Origin of the sequence: Enterobacter sp. CRENT-193, assembly GCF_002787395.1 — a bacterium.
Taxonomy (GTDB): Bacteria; Pseudomonadota; Gammaproteobacteria; order Enterobacterales; family Enterobacteriaceae; genus Enterobacter; species Enterobacter hormaechei_C.
Map to the genome: position 1 here is coordinate 149,450 of NZ_CP024813.1, position 20,279 is coordinate 169,728.

Below are 20,279 nucleotides of genomic sequence, written 5' to 3' on the forward strand. Positions count from 1 at the left end.
ATGGAGGCAATATGTCTGAATTTGAATTACTGGCGCAGGATCTGCTTGAGAAAGCAGAAGCGGAAGAACAACTGCGACAGGAAAATGATAAAAAGCTGCTCGGGCAGGTGCTGGAAATCTATGACCAGAAGTACGTGGCTGAACTGCTTAGAAAAGTTGGTAAAAATGAGTGGAGTCGCGAGACTCTTAATCGCTGGATTAATGGTAAGTGCTCACCTAAGACGCTGACGTTAGCCGAAGAGGAACTTCTACGAAAAATGCTTCCGGAAGCGCCTGCACATCACCCTGACTATGCCTTCCGGTTTATTGACCTGTTTGCTGGGATTGGAGGTATACGGAAGGGCTTCGAAACCATCGGTGGCCAGTGCGTTTTTACCAGTGAATGGAATAAAGAGGCTGTGCGCACATATAAAGCTAACTGGTTTAACGATGCTCAGGAACACACTTTCAATCTCGATATTCGTGAAGTCACGCTCAGTGATAAACCTGAAGTACCTGAAAACGATGCCTATGCTTACATTAATGAGCATGTGCCGGATCATGATGTACTTCTAGCAGGTTTCCCCTGTCAACCGTTTAGCCTTGCGGGCGTAAGCAAGAAAAACTCGCTCGGGCGCGCGCATGGTTTCGAATGTGAGGCTCAGGGAACGCTTTTCTTCGATGTGGCGCGTATTATCCGCGCAAAAAAACCTGCCATCTTTGTTCTTGAAAACGTTAAAAACCTGAAGAGCCATGACAAGGGTAAAACCTTTAAAGTCATCATGGATACCCTCGACGAACTGGGCTATGAAGTTGCGGATGCAGCTGAGATGGGCAAAAACGATCCTAAAGTTATCGACGGAAAGCACTTTTTACCTCAGCACCGAGAACGTATCGTTTTGGTCGGTTTCCGCCGTGATCTGAACATTCACCAGGGCTTTACCCTGCGCGATATTAGTCGTTTTTATCCGGAACAGCGTCCGTCATTTGGCGAACTGCTGGAACCCGTGGTTGACAGCAAATATATACTGACGCCGAAACTCTGGGAGTATCTCTATAACTACGCCAAAAAGCACGCAGCTAAGGGTAACGGATTCGGTTTTGGCCTCGTTAATCCTGAAAATAAAGAAAGCATTGCCCGTACGCTTTCTGCTCGCTATCACAAAGACGGGTCTGAAATTCTGATAGACCGTGGCTGGGATATGGCCACAGGTGAAACAGACTTCGCGAACGAAGAAAATCAGGCGCATCGGCCCCGCAGGCTGACTCCGCGAGAGTGCGCGCGCCTTATGGGTTTTGAAAAAGTAGATGGCAGGCCTTTTCGCATTCCTGTGTCAGACACTCAGTCGTACAGGCAGTTCGGTAACTCCGTAGTGGTGCCCGTGTTTGAAGCCGTAGCCAAACTGCTTGAACCTTATATCCTGAAAGCGGTTAATGCCGATTCGTGCAAGGTTGAACGAATCTGATCGCTCCTCCCGGTATTTATGCCGGGAGATAATCTATGGAATATCTGCGTAAAGCCCTGTCAGCTCAGCAATAAACGCACCTAGCGTCATTAGCTCAGCTCTCACCGCCTCCGGGTATTTTTTGTGCAGAGATGATGGCACGACCAATCTGACACCCGACTCCCGCATCTCCCGATATTGAGCCAGAGAAACTCCCTCCTGGAGTGTAAACAGATGCACCTGATGAATTTTATCGGCCTCATTCAGTATCTGACGCCAGCGATCCTTACAGGTAGTCTTGACTGCCAGCATGCGCAGATTTTCTACGGGAAACTCAGTATCGTGGTAAGCCCCTGCGGAAGGGAAAAGGAAATCGGGTTTTTTATTACCTTCTGTGATGGCCTGCGTCGCAAAGTGTCGCAGGCCGTGCTCAATGAATAGATGCTCCAGGTGCAGTTCCAGCGACTTCCCGGCTCTGGATTTACGGCGATTGCTGACAGAATTGGCCAGCGCAATAAATTCATCCACAGAGCCAAATCCTTTCCGGATGATATCCAGAACATGCAGTTCCTCAACCAATAGAAATATGTCGTACTCCACGCGCCGGCGGTCAAGAAGTTGCTCATCCGGATCAAGGGAATTTTTCACATAATGGCTGGCTGCATACTGAATAATTTCACTTCCCGACGGAAAGCGCAGGTGCCAGTCTTCAGGTAGAATATATTTATGATTTACTGGCGCTTGCTGTAGAGATAGTCCGCCTAGAATCTGTCCTGCGGGGCCGGATATAAGCGCTCCGGGTATAACTTCACCAATAGCGGTCTCAATGACGTCCTCTTCATCAGTGCTGGCGCATACCCAAATATTTACTTCCTTACAGTCCCCCCCTTGCTCATCAAGCTTGAAAGCCAGGAGCGTCAGAGCCCCTGTATTTTCAGGATCCTGAAGTGGGCTGCCTCTACCCCAGCGGGTAATCCTTTTTTCATTCCGGGTTTTACCAAAATGACGGCTGTTATAATAAATTGCCCTGGCTTCGCTGTCAGGGCAATCATGCGATGACACATGTGCGGTGAGAAAAACCGAAGGGTTCAGTTCACGGGTATGGTTGATAGACGGAAAGAGTTTTTCAACGATACCTGAAGGGATATAAAGCCCTACCTGGTGACCACCTGTTGCGCCGGTATCGTTGGCGGAAAGGCGTTTGATGTAGACGAAGTAATTCTCACATGCGATCTCAAGTAGCCAGTTGTGGAAAACCGACATAAGCATCCCCTGTTACCCTGAAACTCTACTCACCATTTTTTCATGATTATATACAAACAGTGTCATTTTCAGAAGACGACTGCACCAGTTGATTGGGCGTAATGGCTGTTGTGCAGCCAGCTCCTGACAGTTCAATATCAGAAGTGATCTGCACCAATCTCGACTATGCTCAATACTCGTGTGCACCAAAGCGAGGTGAGCATGGCGACGGAGGCTCTGTTGCAAAGATTGGCGGCAGTCAGAGGTAGGCTGTCGCTCTGCGCCGATCAGGCGGCTGCTGCGAAATGGTGGTTGAGCATGCCCATGGCCTCCGTCAGCGCCGAGGGCCCAATGCCAAAAGCTCTCTCCACAAGGCGCACCTCGCCCCTGATGCCGGGCTGCAGGCACCAGGGGCGAGCCTGTCCTTTGCGCAGGGCTCGCATGACTTCGAATCCCTTGATCGTGGCATAGGCCGTGGGGATCGATTTGAAACCGCGCACCGGCTTGATCAGTATCTTGAGCTTTCCGTGATCGGCCTCGATCACGTTATTGAGATACTTCACCTGCCGGTGGGCCGTCTCCCGGTCCAGCTTTCCTTCGCGCTTCAATTCGGTGATCGCTGCACCATAGCTCGGCGCTTTGTCGGTATTGAGCGTGGCAGGCTTTTCCCAGTGCTTCAGGCCTCGCAGGGCCTTGCCCAGGAACCGCTTCGCTGCCTTGGCGCTGCGGGTCGGCGACAGGTAGAAATCGATCGTGTCGCCCCGCTTGTCGACTGCCCGGTACAGGTAGGTCCACTTGCCCCGCACCTTGACGTAGGTTTCATCCAGGCGCCAGCTCGGATCAAAGCCACGCCGCCAGAACCAGCGCAGCCGCTTCTCCATCTCCGGGGCGTAGCACTGGACCCAGCGATAGATCGTCGTATGGTCGACCGAAATGCCGCGTTCCGCCAGCATTTCCTCAAGGTCGCGATAGCTGATCGGATAGCGACAATACCAGCGCACCGCCCACAGGATCACATCACCCTGGAAATGGCGCCACTTGAAATCCGTCATCGTTCCGTCCGTCCAATCTCCGCCAAGCATGCTCAAGCTTCACGATTTTTGCAACAGAGCCCACACGAGTATTGAGCATAGTCGAGATTGGTGCAGATCACTTCTGATATTGAACTGTCAGGAGCTGGCTGCACAACAGCCATTACGCCCAATCAACTGGTGCAGTCGTCTTCTGAAAATGACAATCGTGCCACCGGCTCCAGGTCTTATCGAACAGCTCAGACACATGGTCCAAATGCTGGTCGATCCGTTCGGCCAGTTTTTCGATGGCCTCTTGCTTGAGCTTGTCACTTTCCCTGAACTCGATGTTCAAGGCCCTGGCCACCTGGTTGAGGTTCCGGCCGATAGCTCCAAGCTGCCGGCACGATTCCCGTACGGTGTTCACTTCTTCATCAGTGAGGACCGGCATCCGGTTCAACGACCGCAGTCATTTCTGTACCTAAACAGTCCTGCGAATATGTGAGTTTTGACCTAATGAGCCACAAAAACTCATTTTCGCCCACGATAATTTTTCTACTTCCTTTCTTTGGAATGCTCATTTCAATATTCACATAACGTCGCTATCAATCGCGGAAAAGGCGTAGTGCGCGAAGCGAACGAAGCTTTTTGCCGTCGATTGCATAGCTTTGTTAACCCTTTTTCCAAATTTGATAGCAATAGTTAATGTTTGAAGTAAAGTGTTGCTCAAAAACAACTTCGAAGGTATTTGGAATACTCGGGAAGAAAACATCCCCCTCTGGCTCGATGTCGATCGTCGATAAGTGGAGCGTAGAGGCCATGGGTAATGTTTCTCGGTAAATTTCTCCGCCACCAGACACTATAACGTGACCGGTGAATTCAGCTAGCCTGTCCATGGCCTCTTCGATTGACTGAAATACAACTACATTGTCATCATTTGATGTCCAACCTGAGCGGGTAACGACCGCGTATTTCCTATTGGGGAGTGCGCCCATAGATTCAAACGTCTTGCGACCCACCAGAAGCCACTGATTGTAGGTCAATGCTTTAAAAAGTAGCTGCTCCCCTTTCGCGGACCAGGGTATGTCTGGACCGCAACCAATCACGCCGTTTTTCGCTTTCGCAGCCATCAATGATACTTTCAAGGTTCTCATCCTGGGTTAACTTTGTTTTAGGGCGACTGCCCTGCTGCGTAACATCGTTGCTGCTCCATAACATCAAACATCGACCCACGGCGTAACGCGCTTGCTGCTTGGATGCCCGAGGCATAGACTGTACAAAAAAACAGTCATAACAAGCCATGAAAACCGCCACTGCGCCGTTACCACCGCTGCGTTCGGTCAAGGTTCTGGACCAGTTGCGTGAGCGCATACGCTACTTGCATTACAGTTTACGAACCGAACAGGCTTATGTCCACTGGGTTCGTGCCTTCATCCGTTTCCACGGTGTGCGTCACCCGGCAACCTTGGGCAGCAGCGAAGTCGAGGCATTTCTGTCCTGGCTGGCGAACGAGCGCAAGGTTTCGGTCTCCACGCATCGTCAGGCATTGGCGGCCTTGCTGTTCTTCTACGGCAAGGTGCTGTGCACGGATCTGCCCTGGCTTCAGGAGATCGGAAGACCTCGGCCGTCGCGGCGCTTGCCGGTGGTGCTGACCCCGGATGAAGTGGTTCGCATCCTCGGTTTTCTGGAAGGCGAGCATCGTTTGTTCGCCCAGCTTCTGTATGGAACGGGCATGCGGATCAGTGAGGGTTTGCAACTGCGGGTCAAGGATCTGGATTTCGATCACGGCACGATCATCGTGCGGGAGGGCAAGGGCTCCAAGGATCGGGCCTTGATGTTACCCGAGAGCTTGGCACCCAGCCTGCGCGAGCAGCTGTCGCGTGCACGGGCATGGTGGCTGAAGGACCAGGCCGAGGGCCGCAGCGGCGTTGCGCTTCCCGACGCCCTTGAGCGGAAGTATCCGCGCGCCGGGCATTCCTGGCCGTGGTTCTGGGTTTTTGCGCAGCACACGCATTCGACCGATCCACGGAGCGGTGTCGTGCGTCGCCATCACATGTATGACCAGACCTTTCAGCGCGCCTTCAAACGTGCCGTAGAACAAGCAGGCATCACGAAGCCCGCCACACCGCACACCCTCCGCCACTCGTTCGCGACGGCCTTGCTCCGCAGCGGTTACGACATTCGAACCGTGCAGGATCTGCTCGGCCATTCCGACGTCTCTACGACGATGATTTACACGCATGTGCTGAAAGTTGGCGGTGCCGGAGTGCGCTCACCGCTTGATGCGCTGCCGCCCCTCACTAGTGAGAGGTAGGGCAGCGCAAGTCAATCCTGGCGGATTCACTACCCCTGCGCGAAGGCCATCGGTGCCGCATCGAACGGCCGGTTGCGGAAAGTCCTCCCTGCGTCCGCTGATGGCCGGCAGCAGCCCGTCGTTGCCTGATGGATCCAACCCCTCCGCTGCTATAGTGCAGTCGGCTTCTGACGTTCAGTGCAGCCGTCTTCTGAAAACGACAAACAGCCAGAAAGGCTGTTACAGGCGATTTGATCTGCAACCTATTGGTTAAATTAATGTATCAAAAACGATGGTTTTTGTGACAGTCTTGAAAAGTCCTGACTTCTCCCGAAAAATGACTCCCCTCATGTAACAAAACTCGTTACTGTATCAACATAACAATAACCCCATAACTAATTAGCGAGAAAAGAATGAAAATCGGCTATGCACGTAAATCTACGCATCTTCAGGATGTGGCGCACCAGGTTGACGAACTAACAAAAGCTGGATGTGAGCAAATCGGCACTGTTGCAAATAGTCGGTGGTGATAAACTTATCATCCCCTTTTGCTGATGGAGCTGCACATGAACCCATTCAAAGGCCGGCATTTTCAGCGTGACATCATTCTGTGGGCCGTACGCTGGTACTGCAAATACGGCATCAGTTACCGTGAGCTGCAGGAGATGCTGGCTGAACGCGGAGTGAATGTCGATCACTCCACGATTTACCGCTGGGTTCAGCGTTATGCGCCTGAAATGGAAAAACGGCTGCGCTGGTACTGGCGTAACCCTTCCGATCTTTGCCCGTGGCACATGGATGAAACCTACGTGAAGGTCAATGGCCGCTGGGCGTATCTGTACCGGGCCGTCGACAGCCGGGGCCGCACTGTCGATTTTTATCTCTCCTCCCGTCGTAACAGCAAAGCTGCATACCGGTTTCTGGGTAAAATCCTCAACAACGTGAAGAAGTGGCAGATCCCGCGATTCATCAACACGGATAAAGCGCCCGCCTATGGTCGCGCGCTTGCTCTGCTCAAACGCGAAGGCCGGTGCCCGTCTGACGTTGAACACCGACAGATTAAGTACCGGAACAACGTGATTGAATGCGATCATGGCAAACTGAAACGGATAATCGGCGCCACGCTGGGATTTAAATCCATGAAGACGGCTTACGCCACCATCAAAGGTATTGAGGTGATGCGTGCACTACGCAAAGGCCAGGCCTCAGCATTTTATTATGGTGATCCCCTGGGCGAAATGCGCCTGGTAAGCAGAGTTTTTGAAATGTAAGGCCTTTGAATAAGACAAAAGGCTGCCTCATCGCTAACTTTGCAACAGTGCCTTAATTACCGGTGGGGATTCAGGGATTGGTCGTGCTGTTGCTATTGCCTATGCTCGTGAAGGCGCTGATGTTGCGATTAACTATTTACCTGAAGAAGAAGACGATGCGCGTGAAGTGGTCGATCTGATAAAAAAAGCAGGCAGAAATGTTTTGGCCATCCCCGGAGATATCCGTGATGAGGCTTTTTGCGGTCATCTGGTAACACAGGCGGTAAAAGGACTGGGAGGGTTGGATATCCTCGTCAATAATGCGGGTCGTCAGCAATTTTGTGAGTCAATTGAGGAACTCACCACAGAAGACTTCGACGCAACATTCAAAACCAATGTTTACGCTATGTTTTGGATCACCAAAGCGGCCATACCCCATCTTTCACCAGACAGCGTGATAATTAATACCTCCTCCGTACAGGCTTATGAGCCAAGTGAAATCTTGCTTGATTATGCTCAGACTAAAGCAGCTATCGTGGCATTTACTAAATCGCTGGCGAAACAGCTGGCCCCGAAAGGGATCCGTGTCAATGCCGTCGCGCCGGGTCCATACTGGACTGTACTGCAGTGCTGTGGTGGTCAACCGCAGGAAAAGGTGGAGAAATTTGGGGCAAATGCGCCGCTGGGACGCCCTGGTCAACCGGTGGAAATCGCGCCGCTTTATGTCACCCTGGCCGCTCGGGAGAACAGCTATACGTCTGGTCAGGTCTGGTGTTCTGATGGGGGGACCGGAACCCTCTAACGTTTACGATCTGTGCGTCGAAAGTGACTTTTAAGGCAAGGGCGGACACTATTGTATAAGGGCGGGAGCGGTACTTACCGCTCCGTGAATGCTAACCAATCACCGCGATGCCAAGTCGCTCCATGAGCAACGATGCCTGGTAGTTGTCCAACTTAACGCCTTGTAAATCAACGCCCCGAATATCTAAGTCACCCAACTCCGAATTGGTCAGATCGCAATGTGTGAAGTTTGCTGCTCGCCAGTCGAAAGTCGAAAACTCGCCGCCGGAGAGATCTGAACCACTGAACGTCGCGCCCAGTACCTGGGCACCTATCCAACGGTTTTCCCACAGCTCACACTTTTCCAACACGACTTTCGAAAAATTGGCGTAGCTTAGATTGGTATTCGTGATATATGCGCTACAAAACCAGGTGCGCGTGGTGATCATATTCATAAAGCTTGCGCCGCGGAAATCTGCGCCTTGTGCGCGGCAGTGGCGAATTTCAATGCCCAGCGCACTGGAATTGCGAAAATCCGCCATGGATAAATCACAGCTTTTAAAAATGGCATCTTTCAGCATCGCACGACTAAAATTGCACCCTTTCTGGCTTTCACGATCATAGAACTGACAGCCGATAAATTCAGTGCCGCTCAGGTCGGCACCTGAAAAATCACAGTTAAAAAATGTACTATTTTCAATTTTCTCACCGGTGAAACGGTTTCTGTCAATTTTTTCGCCAACGAGTGCCAGAGCCATATTTGTACCTGTTTTTTTTATACAGTAATGGCGTCATGGTAAACCCTGATGAGGTTATGCGTCAAATCCGCCAATATGACATCTGCAAATGTGCGTTAAATCTGGTGTTTTTTCAGCAAAGCGCGAAGCTGATGGTAAGTCAGACCCAGTAATTCAGCGGCTTTTTTCTGGTTAAATTTTGCCTGCTGTAAGCTGGTTTGTAGAAAGTCTTTCTCTTGCTGCTGCTGGAATTCACGCAGATCCAGCGGTAACCCTACAGACATCGGTTTAGTTTCCGGCGCCTGCGGCTGAGTAGTGTGGCGGCGGAAGGGGTCAATGATTATCTCATCCAGCGGGTAATCACTGGTTCCATGCCGGTAAACGGATCGCTCCACGACGTTTTTCAGTTCACGAATATTGCCCGGCCAACGGTAGTGGAGGAGAGTTTCTCTGGCCTCGGCACTAAAACCCGGAAACAGAGGTAATCCGATCTCGCGGCACATCTGAATGGCAAAATGGGGTTCTAGGGATTTTCCGTCCAAAAACGACAAAGTGCTCTGGAGGCCGCGCCGTCCGTGGCCTCCAGAGGGGTATTACTTTTCGCTGACGGGTAAATATCCCTCGATTGAGCGCATAAGCTCCTCCAGATCTGGCAATTTTTCGCTCAATTCGAAGTGGTAAGTCCCCTTGAGGTTAATGTTGTGCCAGGCCACAGGGGATGCCTGTTTGACGATATCTATTCTCTTGGTATCTCCTTGGTATTCGAAGCTGGTCAACAGCTGGCTGAGTATCCTGGAGTTGAAGTAAACGATGGCATTGGTGACCAGGCGAGCGCACTCATTCCATAGCTGGATTTCTTCGTCTGAACTGCCCCGGAACTGATCCCCATTGACGCTGCTCACGGCCCGACGCAGTTGGTGATAGGCCTCTCCCCGGTTCAGCGCGCGCTGAACATAGTTTCTTAAACTGGCATCATCGATGTAGCACAGTAGATAATTCGCTTTCACCAGGCGATTGTATTCCGTCAGGGCTTCCAGCAGCGGGTGATTGCGCTTGTACTCCGAGAGCTTTCTCACCAAGGTGGCTTGCGTTGTTTTCCGCTGCTTAAGTGATACTGCAATCCGTTGGATGGTATCCCAGTGCTGCGCAATACGATGGGTATTGATTGGCTTTTTTAAGCACAGCTGAATTCGGTGTTCTTTGTCTTCCTTGACATCAAACATGTCATTGATCACTTTGCCAACCTGGGCATAGCGTGGGGCAAACTGGTATCCGAACAGATCCAGTAACGCGAAGTTCACATGGTTCACCCCATGGGTATCGGTTGAGAGCACATCCGGAATGATGTCTGACGTATTGCTCATCAACAAATCAAAGATGTAGTGCGATTCATGTTCGTTGGCGCCGATCACTCTGGCGTTGATCGCAGCGTGATTGGCGATCAAGGTCATGGCAGAAACACCTTTTTGAGTGCCAAAGTACTTCGACGAATAACGGGTTTTGAAGGTCTCGCGCCGGGCTTCGAACTTTTGACCATCGGCACTGGCGTGGATCACATCTTCCTGGATGTTGTAGTACCGGAAGATGGGTAGCTTGGCTGTCGCGTTATTGATGTTGTCGTTAGCAGCATTCAATGTTTCCAGGCGAAGATAGTTCGCCTGGATAGTGCTGAGCTGATCATAGGTACGATCAGAGATCTGTGCCATGCCGTAAATGCCTTGATTGGTTGCATTGCCGACCAGAATTGCCAACAGGTCATATTCATGGGAACGGCTTCTGGATTGGGAACCCAGCACATGAGCGAAGCAGTCAATGAAACCGGTGTCACGATCAACCATGCGCAGTACATCCGCAATCCCCGTTGTGGGAATTTGCTGGAAGAAGGGATTGTTGACCAGATGATGTTTGCTGGCCGAAGGCAGGCGCCAGAAGCGTTTACCCTGCGGATTACGCAAGATGATATTCCGGTTGTCTTCCTGTTCAAGATATTCGCCGACTTCGTACAAACGGGTATCCAATTCCATGGCCATCTGTTTGATCAGCTTTTCAGGCTCCTCCGCTAATTTTGTAAAATGGCTCTGTTGAAGCAGCGTATATTTGTTTTTTCGCCAATGTTCCCCGTCGATCAGGTCGGCGTCGAGTGCCCGGTATTTAGTGATATCAGGCAGCGTCAGCTGGCCATTCAGGCGATCAGGAATCTGTTGATAGAGGAACCACTCATAACGATCGATCAGGATATTCCCTTCACCATCCAGCAGGAATTCACGTGATTTTTTGGAAAGGAGTCTGGTGTCGGCAGTTTGCAACTGAGCGTCCTGGCCGTTGAGTTCGTTTTGTGTTTTCGCCAAGGCGGCCGCTAAGTGCTGGGTGCCGTCGCAGCCTTCGAAGCGCAGACATAGGAACAACTCTCGCAGCAAACCTTTCCGCAGACTTTCTTTCTCGTCGCAGTACTGCCACATGGCTTCATCGACCGATCGTCGCTGCTCGTTCAGGAAGAGACATACAGATTCCAGATCCCTTTTGGTCAGCAGGCTCAGTGCTTGCTGTCTTACTGTTGCAAACGGTAGTTGCAGATCAATGCTGTCATCAATGAACAGGTGCAGTACTTCAGCTGCCTTGCTGACATTTTTAGCTGCTTTTTGCCAATCCTTAAACACCGCTTCCTGCGCATAATCCTTTGCCTTCTGTTTGGTCTGTCTGACATGATGCACAAAGCCATCGGCAATACGTTCCAGCGCTTGCTGCCATCGCGTTTGAAGATAGCACAATAAATACAGCCATTGGCTGCCTACGGTTTGACGTTTCAGTTTGGCACCGTAGTAGTCGACTTTCTCTGCCAGGTGTTGCAGATTTTTCTGCGACAGTGATAGCGTGCTCAACAGCAGATCCACTTCCGGCATCCAATGCTGGATATGGCGATAGACAATCAGTTCTTTCTCCAACTCGGTTCCGGTGAAGTTACGAGCCGATTGTCGCAACTGTCGGAACGGCAGTGGACCTGTGCCGTTCACGAGCTCCGCCAGTGCTTGCTTAAGACCGCGTGACATTGCACGCTCAAGGTGCGCGGCCATGTGTTCCTGTTCGTCTCCCACCACCTGACTGATGATCTTTTGCAGCGTGCTGTAGGCAGGGATTGCGATCTTCTGCCCCGAACAATATTCATTGGCCGCATCGAAGAGGTGCCTAGGCGCTGTCCAGGCTCTGGCTTGCTGGGATAAGTAATCTCTCAACGCCGCTCCATGGTCTTTGACATTCCAGCGCTGGTAGTTGCAGAGCTGGAAAACACGTTGGTAAATCCGTTCGTTCTCTTTTGGCGTGAGATTAAAGGGTCTACAGCCTGGGCCTGGTAGAACGGTTTGATAAACGTATTTGAGGTCCTGCTTGATCTGATGAAAGCCGGGATTCAGCACCACCGGCTTGGCTTTGAAATAGCCCAGCAGTACCACCAGCATGTAACGCTGGCCCCGATGACGGAGGCTTTTAGCGATCGCCAGTTCCTTATCGTTCAGCGAGAAAAAGAAGCGTTGGTCGGCGGAGGTGAAAGCGGGGGGTCCATATAACTCATCTTGTTCTGCCTCGGACAAGATTTGGACACGTTCTTCGAATGCCATGGATTTAGCCCAAAAAGACTAAATCTTACTCAAACAGAGCCCAAATAGGGATCTCGAAAAAAGTAATACCCCTCTGGAGGCCACAGACGGCGGGGCCTCCAGAGCACTTTGTCGTTTTTGGACGGAAAATCCCTAGAACCCCAAATTTGTCTCCGTCTTGATCCTCGATGAGATTACCTCGCAGAGAAATGGTCGCACCGTCATGCATCGTTTTGGCCTGTTCGACAGTCATGATTCTTGCATCTTCAGTCCCACGATAACCTTCATCCAGAGCGTGGGCTGGCGGTGGAGCTGTATCATTTTTCAACCCGCCGTTATCATCAGCAAGCGCTGGCGACAATAAAAAACAACATAATAATGGCGTTATGGATAATTTCATATGTTCTCCTTTTGCCAAGGTTGAAATGTTAAGTGTGGTTGCTATTTATTAACACTGCGAACTGGATAAGTCTCAAATAATATTGTTTAAATTAAATCTAACGTTGGTGGGGATATAAGCGCAACGGTAGAGGAAAGTAGGGGGGGTAATATTCCGAGAAAATTAAGTGTAGCTGGATAATATAGGTCATGCCATTCATTTTGGTCTACGCTTATTAGTCTTTGTGATAAATAATGAGAGGTAATTGAATGGCTGGCTTAAACAAGGAAAAAAAGACCATCAATAAAACCAATTCTGCGCGTTTTCCGGCGCCGCCTTTTCAACAGCAGCAGCAGCCCTTTCCCGGGCTGGCGGGGAAAATGCAACCGCGCCCCGATCATGGAGAAGACAGCTATCAGGGAAGCGGTCGCCTGAATGGGCGCAAGGTATTAATTACGGCACTGTTGCAAATAGTCGGTGGTGATAAACTTATCATCCCCTTTTGCTGATGGAGCTGCACATGAACCCATTCAAAGGCCGGCATTTTCAGCGTGACATCATTCTGTGGGCCGTACGCTGGTACTGCAAATACGGCATCAGTTACCGTGAGCTGCAGGAGATGCTGGCTGAACGCGGAGTGAATGTCGATCACTCCACGATTTACCGCTGGGTTCAGCGTTATGCGCCTGAAATGGAAAAACGGCTGCGCTGGTACTGGCGTAACCCTTCCGATCTTTGCCCGTGGCACATGGATGAAACCTACGTGAAGGTCAATGGCCGCTGGGCGTATCTGTACCGGGCCGTCGACAGCCGGGGCCGCACTGTCGATTTTTATCTCTCCTCCCGTCGTAACAGCAAAGCTGCATACCGGTTTCTGGGTAAAATCCTCAACAACGTGAAGAAGTGGCAGATCCCGCGATTCATCAACACGGATAAAGCGCCCGCCTATGGTCGCGCGCTTGCTCTGCTCAAACGCGAAGGCCGGTGCCCGTCTGACGTTGAACACCGACAGATTAAGTACCGGAACAACGTGATTGAATGCGATCATGGCAAACTGAAACGGATAATCGGCGCCACGCTGGGATTTAAATCCATGAAGACGGCTTACGCCACCATCAAAGGTATTGAGGTGATGCGTGCACTACGCAAAGGCCAGGCCTCAGCATTTTATTATGGTGATCCCCTGGGCGAAATGCGCCTGGTAAGCAGAGTTTTTGAAATGTAAGGCCTTTGAATAAGACAAAAGGCTGCCTCATCGCTAACTTTGCAACAGTGCCCGAGCCCCTGCAGGCAGGAGAGCGCGGTCAGATAGTGGCTGTGCAAGTGGACGATCGCCTTGCAGGCCGGGTTGTGCAAATAGACCGCCCGGTGAAAAGTGACCTCTTTCGACGGTTTGTCGCCGGAGATCCATTCCCCTTGCAGCGTCACCACCGACAACCGCTGAGCCTGCAGTTCGCCGAGGCAGGCGCCGGTCGGCGTCGCCAGCAGGTTGCCGTCCGGCAGCAGCAGCGACAGATTGCCAGCGGAGCCGGTGGCATAGCCGCGGCTAAACAACGAGGCGCCAATCTGCACCATTTCCTCTCGCAGTTGTTGCTCAGTCATGACGAAACTCCTGCTGGGCACGGGCAAAGAACTGGATATCGCCGAAGTTACCTGACTTCAGCGCCAGGGAGAGCGGCTGGCGGGTGTCACGCACCCAGGGCACGCCAGGGGAGATGGTCGGCCCAATATGGAACGCCTCAACCCCCAGGGTCTGCGCCACAATGCTCGACGTTTCCCCTCCGGCCACAATAAAGCGGGTAAATCCGTTCGCCTTCAGGGGGTCGGTTCCGGCTGAGGGCGAAATGACACCCTAAGCTTTCGGTTCCTTGGGCCAAAGATATTCGCCAGTCAGTAGAATGTGCGCCCAGCCCAATGGGGATATGTGGGGAAGAAATTCAGGGGGAACATCCAACCCTTCGTTCCGCCGCTCCGTGACGGCATGACCAAGATGGACGGTATTCCAGTAAATGATCACCGCAGTCAATAAATTGAGCCCAGCGATTCGGTAGTGCTGCCCCTCTGTCGTGCGATCGCGAATTTCCCCCTGCCTCCCGATACGGAGCGCATTTTTGAGCGCATGGTGGGCCTCTCCCTTGTTAAGACCGATCTGAGCACGCCGCTGCATGTCCGTATCCAGGATCCACTCAATAATGAAAAGGGTCCGTTCAATACGACCAACTTCACGAAGCGCAACTGCAAGGTTGTTTTGTCGTGGGTAAGAAGCGAGCTTGCGCAGGAGTTGGCTGGGCCTGATTTTGCCAGCGGTCATCGTCGCGGCACAACGGAAAATATCAGGCCAGTTCGCAACGATAAGATCCTCCCGGGCTTTTCCACCTACCAACTTGCGTAACTCCCTGGGGGTCGTATCGGGATTAAATACGTACAACCGCTTCGATGGCAGATCCCTGATTCGCAGAACGAGATTGTAGCCGAGCAGGCTACTGGCTCCGAACAAATGGTCGGTGAATCCTGCTGTATCGGCATACTGTTCGCGAACATGGCGACCGACCTCGTTCATCAGTAGTCCATCGAGAATATACGGTGCCTCGCTCACGGTCGCCGGGATCGACTGACAAGCGAATGGCGCGAACTGGTCGCTTACGTGAGTATACGCTTTGAGGCCGGGAACAGAACCATATTTGGCATTGACCATGTTCATGGCTTCGCCATGCCGCGCTGTCGGGAAAAACTGACCATCGCTCGATGCTGACGTGCCCATCCCCCAGACGCGTGACATCGGCAGTTTACCCTGCGCGGCCACCACAATTGCCAATGCCTGGTTCATGGCTTCGCTTTCAACATGCCAGCGGGCAAGGCGTGAGAGCTGCCAGTAATCATGCGTGTTTGTAGCTTCCGCCATCTTACGCAGGCCCAGATTGAGCCCTTCAGCGAGCAGGACGTTGAGCAGACCGATCCGGTCGCGACATGGAGCCCCGGTTCTCAGATGGGTAAACGCATCTGTGAAACCAAGGGCTGCATCAACTTCAAGCAGCATGTCGGTAATCCGAACGGACGGCATTCGGCGATACAGATCCAGTATGAGTGCCTCGGCACCATCCGGCACGTCTGCTGTCAACCTGTCGATCCGCAACGTTCCATCTTCTATGCTACCGTGCGGAATAGTGCCGTTACGGGCAGCCCGGGCCAGCCGCTTAAGAGCGATCGTGAGTCGCGCCTTTCTGTCTGCCAGCCAATCCTGTGGGTTGGAAGGCACGGCCAGTTTTGCATTTTCCTGCGCCGCGATCATCGGCACCAGTACCTGCTTGAGGTCACCATAGCGGCGCGAATGAGCGAGCCAGACATCTCCGGAACGAAAAGCATCCCGGAGGTGAAAGAGTACCGCCACTTCCCAAAGACGGGTATCTCCTTTTTCCTGAGCTCGTAAATGACGGTTCCATTTGGAGCTGGGCCGCAGGAAACGCCTTTCTGGCGATGCAACACCTTTCATCTCTCCGATCGACAAAGCTGCTGCTACCAATGGTCCGGCGACCGGCGCGGCTTCGAGCTTCAGACAGCGCAACATGCGGGGCGCATAACGACGAAAGCGATGGTATCCCTGCCCGACATATGCAAGAGGCTCATCGGCTAGCGTGTTGCTGAGTTGAGTCCCTGTCGCTACCAGTTGAGCGAGCCGGTCCCATGCAACCGAACTGGCGACAGCCATCTCCAGCGGGGTTCCGTCACTGCGGGCCTCAAGCAACGAAGCTCCCAGCGCGGTGAAGGTACGGATCGTATCCGTGAGTGTGGCTTTAGAGCCGGAAATTGTTTCGTCATGCTGGCGCTTCGCTTCCCGCCAGGTTTTTCCTACGATCCTGTCATGGGTTTCGACTATGGCATCAGCAATCGCCGCTTCCCACTCCACAACACAGACGGCAAGGATCGCCCAGCGGCGGTCCGAAGTGATGTCACGCAAACCGTCGGTGAAGTAGCGTTCACCCTGCCGACGCAGCCGGGCAATGCGATGGGCAGGTATGCTGGCCAAAGCACTATGATTGATATTCAGGGTACGCAGAAATTCGAGCCTGTCGAGCAAACGGTTAGCAGCAGCCGAGTTGTTACCAACCTCGAAGTTGCGAAGCCAGATGAAACGACTGATATTGCCGGCGAGCATTTCACTCAGAAGTTTGTCCAGGTGATCGCGAACATCCGCTGTTAAATTTTCCGCAATCCGCGTTTCAATCCGCCGCTCAGCGGCGACCAGAGCATCCGCGCACAAGCGCTCGATTGTCGATACTGCGGGCAGAATGGTGGAAGTTTCCCGACACCGCACAATAAAACGATGAGCAAGATCCTCGTTTGATCTGGCATCTTCGGCCTGGCCGAAAGTCCACTCCCGCAGATCACGGGCACCACGGCCCGTGAAGGTCTTGTAGCCGTAAATTTCGCGCAGCGTGTCCATGTGCTGCTGACGGGTTTGGCGCCGTGTGGCATAAGTGAGAAGCGCATCAGCCGGAACTCCAAGCTGAGCACCGACGAAGGAAAGGACTTCACGCGGGATCATCTCACCAGGAGCCAGTGCACGGCCCGGATATCGTAAGGCACAAAGTTGCAGGGCAAAGCCAATCCTGTTTTCCGGTCTGCGGCGCTGCCTAATGTTTTCCAGGTCATCATCGCCCAGCGTGTAGAACTTCAGTAGCGACAGTTCGTCCGTGGGCAGATCGAACAGCGCTGCTCGCTGCCGTTCGGTGAAAATATGGCGTCGTGACATACAAATTCGTCCCTTTTGAAGTATAGTCTGTTTTGGACAACAGCCAGCCCATATAAATCAGGGCGTTCCGATACAAAAATCCAGGAGGGTTCAATTGGGACATCGTGCCGCCATTTACTGCCGGGTTTCAACAGCGGATCAGTCTTGTGAACGCCAGGAATTTGATCTGCGAGCCTTCGCCGGCTGTGCCGGCTACGACGTGGTGGGAATATTTAAGGAAACAGGTTCAGGAACTAAACTCGACCGGGCCGAGCGAAAGAAAGTCCTGGCGCTTGCCCAGTCCAGACAAATTGATGCAATCCTGGTCACTGAGCTTTCCCGGTGGGGGCGCTCGACGCTCGATCTGCTCAATACGCTACGTGAACTGGAGAACTGGAAGGTTTCCGTGATAGCCATGAATGGAATGGCGTTCGATCTTTCGTCGCCGTATGGACGAATGCTGGCGACGTTTCTTTCCGGCATTGCGGAGTTTGAGCGGGATCTCATCAGCGAGCGGGTCAAGTCAGGCCTTGCTGTTGCGAAGGCACGTGGTAAGAGGCTTGGTCGTCAGGCCGGAGTGCGACCAAAATCAGACCGACTTTTGCCTAAGGTGGTTGCGATGAGGGCCGAGGGACGCAGCTATCGCTGGATCGCACGCGAGCTCGGTATCAGCAAGAATACCGTCGCTGACATCGTGCAACGACACAGAGCTAACGCTTAGGGTGTCATTTCGCCCTCAGCCGGAACCGACCCCGAATAGGTTTCGTCGCGGATGTGCCAGGCTTGCAGCCAGGACAGCTTGGCGTAGGTCAGGCCGGGGCTCGACTCGGCCATCTTGGTCAGCCCGAGGTTGATCGCATCACCGAGGATTGCGGACAGCAGCAACGTCCTGTCTTTGGCCTCGGCCCCGTCCTTCAAGTGGGTGAAGTGGCGGCTGAAGCCCGTCCAGTCGTCCACGTCCATCAGCAGTTCGGTGATCTTGATGCGCGGCAGTAACTGGCTGGTTTGGTCGATCAGCGCCTGCGCCCGATCCGGCACCGCCGCATCCAGCGGGGTGATTTTCAGCCCTGACTCGGTGAGGATGGCATCGGGCAGCTCGTTGTCCTTGGCCAGGCGGGTGACGGTGGCCAACTGCTCGTCCAGCAGCTGCAAACGCTCTTCCAGGTACTGGTCGCTGTTCGGGTTGATCGCCAGGGGCAGGGCCTGCTCGCGCTTGAGTGCGGCGAACTTCTCGGCCGGCAGCAGGTAGTCGTCGAAGTGGCACTGTTGCAAATAGTCGGTGGTGATAAACTTATCATCCCCTTTTGCTGATGGAGCTGCACATGAACCCATTCAAAGGCCGGCATTTTCAGCGTGACATCATTCTGTGGGCCGTACGCTGGTACTGCAAATACGGCATCAGTTACCGTGAGCTGCAGGAGATGCTGGCTGAACGCGGAGTGAATGTCGATCACTCCACGATTTACCGCTGGGTTCAGCGTTATGCGCCTGAAATGGAAAAACGGCTGCGCTGGTACTGGCGTAACCCTTCCGATCTTTGCCCGTGGCACATGGATGAAACCTACGTGAAGGTCAATGGCCGCTGGGCGTATCTGTACCGGGCCGTCGACAGCCGGGGCCGCACTGTCGATTTTTATCTCTCCTCCCGTCGTAACAGCAAAGCTGCATACCGGTTTCTGGGTAAAATCCTCAACAACGTGAAGAAGTGGCAGATCCCGCGATTCATCAACACGGATAAAGCGCCCGCCTATGGTCGCGCGCTTGCTCTGCTCAAACGCGAAGGCCGGTGCCCGTCTGACGTTGAACACCGACAGATTAAGTACCGGAACAACGTGATTGAATGCGATCATGGCAAACTGAAACGGATAATCGGCGCCACGCTGGGATTTAAATCCATGAAGACGGCTTACGCCACCATCAAAGGTATTGAGGTGATGCGTGCACTACGCAAAGGCCAGGCCTCAGCATTTTATTATGGTGATCCCCTGGGCGAAATGCGCCTGGTAAGCAGAGTTTTTGAAATGTAAGGCCTTTGAATAAGACAAAAGGCTGCCTCATCGCTAACTTTGCAACAGTGCCTTTAAGCGTGCATAATAAGCCCTACACAAATTGGGAGTTAGACATCATGAGCAACGCAAAAACAAAGTTAGGCATCACAAAGTACAGCATCGTGACCAACAGCAACGATTCCGTCACACTGCGCCTCATGACTGAGCATGACCTTGCGATGCTCTATGAGTGGCTAAATCGATCTCATATCGTCGAGTGGTGGGGCGGAGAAGAAGCACGCCCGACACTTGCTGACGTACAGGAACAGTACTTGCCAAGCGTTTTAGCGCAAGAGTCCGTCACTCCATACATTGCAATGCTGAATGGAGAGCCGATTGGGTATGCCCAGTCGTACGTTGCTCTTGGAAGCGGGGACGGACGGTGGGAAGAAGAAACCGATCCAGGAGTACGCGGAATAGACCAGTTACTGGCGAATGCATCACAACTGGGCAAAGGCTTGGGAACCAAGCTGGTTCGAGCTCTGGTTGAGTTGCTGTTCAATGATCCCGAGGTCACCAAGATCCAAACGGACCCGTCGCCGAGCAACTTGCGAGCGATCCGATGCTACGAGAAAGCGGGGTTTGAGAGGCAAGGTACCGTAACCACCCCATATGGTCCAGCCGTGTACATGGTTCAAACACGCCAGGCATTCGAGCGAACACGCAGTGATGCCTAACCCTTCCATCGAGGGGGACGTCCAAGGGCTGGCGCCCTTGGCCGCCCCTCATGTCAAACGTTGGGCGAACCCGGAGCCTCATTAATTGTTAGCCGTTAAAATTAAGCCCTTTACCAAACC

The 20,279-nt window shown here is 52.7% G+C and carries 14 protein-coding genes and 9 pseudogenes; 10 read left to right on the top strand and 13 right to left on the bottom strand.

Going from position 1 to position 20,279, the window contains the following annotated elements; genetic code table 11:
• Nucleotides 1-11 precede the first annotated feature (11 nt).
• Nucleotides 12-1,445 carry a DNA cytosine methyltransferase gene (locus CU081_RS24885; protein WP_001288432.1) on the top strand — a complete coding sequence of 478 codons (1,434 nt, stop codon included), beginning with the start codon at nucleotides 12-14 and terminating at the stop codon, nucleotides 1,443-1,445.
• Between the two features lie 33 nt (nucleotides 1,446-1,478).
• Here CU081_RS24885 and CU081_RS24890 read toward each other — a convergent pair whose 3' ends face one another.
• On the bottom strand, nucleotides 1,479-2,687 hold the full coding sequence (locus CU081_RS24890; protein ID WP_001749969.1) for a type II site-specific deoxyribonuclease: 1,209 nt from the start codon (nucleotides 2,685-2,687) through the stop codon (nucleotides 1,479-1,481).
• A 61-nt stretch (nucleotides 2,688-2,748) separates the two neighbouring features.
• On the opposite strand from CU081_RS24890, the pseudogene CU081_RS26360 reads away from it, so the two are divergent.
• Nucleotides 2,749-2,814 (top strand): annotated as a pseudogene (locus CU081_RS26360) (EAL domain-containing protein); the annotation flags it as partial.
• Between the two features lie 139 nt (nucleotides 2,815-2,953).
• On the opposite strand, the gene CU081_RS24905 reads toward CU081_RS26360, so the two are convergent.
• The 4 genes and pseudogenes from CU081_RS24905 to dfrA14 all read right to left on the bottom strand — a co-directional run bounded on the left by CU081_RS24905 (nucleotide 2,954) and on the right by dfrA14 (nucleotide 4,821).
• A complete protein-coding gene (locus CU081_RS24905; RefSeq protein WP_001389365.1) occupies nucleotides 2,954-3,718 on the bottom strand; it encodes an IS6-like element IS6100 family transposase in 765 nt (254 codons plus the stop codon).
• Nucleotides 3,719-3,835: 117 nt separating this feature from the next.
• Nucleotides 3,836-3,910: pseudogene (locus tag CU081_RS26680) on the bottom strand (EAL domain-containing protein); the annotation flags it as partial.
• A gap of 103 nt (nucleotides 3,911-4,013) precedes the next feature.
• Nucleotides 4,014-4,127: pseudogene (mobC, locus tag CU081_RS26685) on the bottom strand (plasmid mobilization relaxosome protein MobC); the annotation flags it as partial.
• A 220-nt stretch (nucleotides 4,128-4,347) separates the two neighbouring features.
• Complete coding sequence (gene dfrA14 / locus CU081_RS24920; RefSeq protein ID WP_004201280.1) at nucleotides 4,348-4,821, bottom strand: trimethoprim-resistant dihydrofolate reductase DfrA14; 474 nt, start codon at nucleotides 4,819-4,821, stop codon at nucleotides 4,348-4,350.
• Between the two features lie 155 nt (nucleotides 4,822-4,976).
• Between dfrA14 and intI1 the strand changes: the two genes are divergently transcribed.
• The 3 genes and pseudogenes from intI1 to CU081_RS24940 form a co-directional block, all read left to right on the top strand.
• Complete coding sequence (gene intI1, locus CU081_RS24925) at nucleotides 4,977-5,990, top strand: class 1 integron integrase IntI1 (RefSeq protein ID WP_000845048.1); 1,014 nt, start codon at nucleotides 4,977-4,979, stop codon at nucleotides 5,988-5,990.
• A 545-nt stretch (nucleotides 5,991-6,535) separates the two neighbouring features.
• Nucleotides 6,536-7,240 carry an IS6-like element IS26 family transposase gene (locus tag CU081_RS24935; RefSeq protein ID WP_001067855.1) on the top strand — a complete coding sequence of 235 codons (705 nt, stop codon included), beginning with the start codon at nucleotides 6,536-6,538 and terminating at the stop codon, nucleotides 7,238-7,240.
• Nucleotides 7,241-7,289: 49 nt separating this feature from the next.
• Nucleotides 7,290-8,021: pseudogene (locus tag CU081_RS24940) on the top strand (SDR family oxidoreductase); the annotation flags it as partial.
• Between the two features lie 91 nt (nucleotides 8,022-8,112).
• On the opposite strand, the gene CU081_RS24945 reads toward CU081_RS24940, so the two are convergent.
• From CU081_RS24945 to CU081_RS24960, 4 genes and pseudogenes are all read right to left on the bottom strand, one after another.
• Nucleotides 8,113-8,757, bottom strand: coding sequence for a quinolone resistance pentapeptide repeat protein QnrB1 (locus CU081_RS24945; protein WP_014386481.1), 645 nt, complete (start codon nucleotides 8,755-8,757; stop codon nucleotides 8,113-8,115).
• A 95-nt stretch (nucleotides 8,758-8,852) separates the two neighbouring features.
• Nucleotides 8,853-9,254: pseudogene (locus CU081_RS24950) on the bottom strand (helix-turn-helix domain-containing protein); the annotation flags it as partial.
• Between the two features lie 75 nt (nucleotides 9,255-9,329).
• Nucleotides 9,330-12,347: a Tn3-like element IS3000 family transposase gene (locus tag CU081_RS24955; RefSeq protein WP_004199413.1), complete on the bottom strand. Its 3,018-nt coding sequence runs from the start codon at nucleotides 12,345-12,347 to the stop codon at nucleotides 9,330-9,332.
• Nucleotides 12,348-12,372: 25 nt separating this feature from the next.
• A complete protein-coding gene (locus CU081_RS24960) occupies nucleotides 12,373-12,726 on the bottom strand; it encodes a hypothetical protein (protein ID WP_022631167.1) in 354 nt (117 codons plus the stop codon).
• Nucleotides 12,727-12,974: 248 nt separating this feature from the next.
• On the opposite strand from CU081_RS24960, the pseudogene CU081_RS24965 reads away from it, so the two are divergent.
• Together CU081_RS24965 and CU081_RS24970 are read left to right on the top strand one after the other, a co-directional pair.
• Nucleotides 12,975-13,190: pseudogene (locus CU081_RS24965) on the top strand (NAD(P)-dependent dehydrogenase); the annotation flags it as partial.
• Nucleotides 13,191-13,225: 35 nt separating this feature from the next.
• The gene (locus tag CU081_RS24970; protein ID WP_001067855.1) at nucleotides 13,226-13,930 is read left to right on the top strand and encodes an IS6-like element IS26 family transposase; all 705 of its coding nucleotides are present in this window, start codon (nucleotides 13,226-13,228) and stop codon (nucleotides 13,928-13,930) included.
• Between the two features lie 41 nt (nucleotides 13,931-13,971).
• Here the strand turns inward: CU081_RS24970 and CU081_RS24975 are convergent.
• From CU081_RS24975 to CU081_RS24985, 3 genes and pseudogenes are all read right to left on the bottom strand, one after another.
• Nucleotides 13,972-14,307: pseudogene (locus CU081_RS24975) on the bottom strand (class II aldolase/adducin family protein); the annotation flags it as partial.
• Nucleotides 14,300-14,524 (bottom strand): annotated as a pseudogene (locus CU081_RS24980) (nucleotide-binding domain containing protein); the annotation flags it as partial. The pseudogenes CU081_RS24980 and CU081_RS24975, both read right to left, overlap by 8 nt.
• A gap of 33 nt (nucleotides 14,525-14,557) precedes the next feature.
• The gene (locus tag CU081_RS24985) at nucleotides 14,558-17,455 is read right to left on the bottom strand and encodes a Tn3-like element Tn5403 family transposase (RefSeq protein ID WP_001553819.1); all 2,898 of its coding nucleotides are present in this window, start codon (nucleotides 17,453-17,455) and stop codon (nucleotides 14,558-14,560) included.
• 94 nt (nucleotides 17,456-17,549) lie between these two features.
• Between CU081_RS24985 and CU081_RS24990 the strand changes: the two genes are divergently transcribed.
• Complete coding sequence (locus tag CU081_RS24990) at nucleotides 17,550-18,155, top strand: recombinase family protein (protein ID WP_000509965.1); 606 nt, start codon at nucleotides 17,550-17,552, stop codon at nucleotides 18,153-18,155.
• A gap of 23 nt (nucleotides 18,156-18,178) precedes the next feature.
• Here CU081_RS24990 and CU081_RS24995 read toward each other — a convergent pair.
• Nucleotides 18,179-18,691: pseudogene (locus CU081_RS24995) on the bottom strand (Tn3 family transposase); the annotation flags it as partial.
• A gap of 65 nt (nucleotides 18,692-18,756) precedes the next feature.
• Between CU081_RS24995 and CU081_RS25000 the strand changes: the two are divergent.
• Together CU081_RS25000 and CU081_RS25005 are read left to right on the top strand one after the other, a co-directional pair.
• On the top strand, nucleotides 18,757-19,461 hold the full coding sequence (locus CU081_RS25000) for an IS6-like element IS26 family transposase (RefSeq protein WP_001067855.1): 705 nt from the start codon (nucleotides 18,757-18,759) through the stop codon (nucleotides 19,459-19,461).
• Between the two features lie 143 nt (nucleotides 19,462-19,604).
• Nucleotides 19,605-20,159, top strand: a complete 555-nt coding sequence (locus CU081_RS25005) for a fluoroquinolone-acetylating aminoglycoside 6'-N-acetyltransferase AAC(6')-Ib-cr5 (RefSeq protein WP_063840321.1) — start codon at nucleotides 19,605-19,607, stop codon at nucleotides 20,157-20,159.
• Nucleotides 20,160-20,279 lie beyond the last annotated feature (120 nt).

Bases quoted from the DNA above. Each gene is read 5' to 3' on its own strand.
- CU081_RS24885 (WP_001288432.1), top strand. From the start codon at position 12: ATGTCTGAATTTGAATTACTGGCGCAGGATCTGCTTGAGAAAGCAGAA.
- CU081_RS24890 (WP_001749969.1), bottom strand. From the start codon at position 2,687: ATGTCGGTTTTCCACAACTGGCTACTTGAGATCGCATGTGAGAATTAC.
- CU081_RS24905 (WP_001389365.1), bottom strand. From the start codon at position 3,718: ATGACGGATTTCAAGTGGCGCCATTTCCAGGGTGATGTGATCCTGTGG.
- intI1 (WP_000845048.1), top strand. From the start codon at position 4,977: ATGAAAACCGCCACTGCGCCGTTACCACCGCTGCGTTCGGTCAAGGTT.
- CU081_RS24935 (WP_001067855.1), top strand. From the start codon at position 6,536: ATGAACCCATTCAAAGGCCGGCATTTTCAGCGTGACATCATTCTGTGG.
- CU081_RS24945 (WP_014386481.1), bottom strand. From the start codon at position 8,757: ATGGCTCTGGCACTCGTTGGCGAAAAAATTGACAGAAACCGTTTCACC.
- CU081_RS24955 (WP_004199413.1), bottom strand. From the start codon at position 12,347: ATGGCATTCGAAGAACGTGTCCAAATCTTGTCCGAGGCAGAACAAGAT.
- CU081_RS24960 (WP_022631167.1), bottom strand. From the start codon at position 12,726: ATGAAATTATCCATAACGCCATTATTATGTTGTTTTTTATTGTCGCCA.
- CU081_RS24970 (WP_001067855.1), top strand. From the start codon at position 13,226: ATGAACCCATTCAAAGGCCGGCATTTTCAGCGTGACATCATTCTGTGG.
- CU081_RS24985 (WP_001553819.1), bottom strand. From the start codon at position 17,455: ATGTCACGACGCCATATTTTCACCGAACGGCAGCGAGCAGCGCTGTTC.
- CU081_RS25000 (WP_001067855.1), top strand. From the start codon at position 18,757: ATGAACCCATTCAAAGGCCGGCATTTTCAGCGTGACATCATTCTGTGG.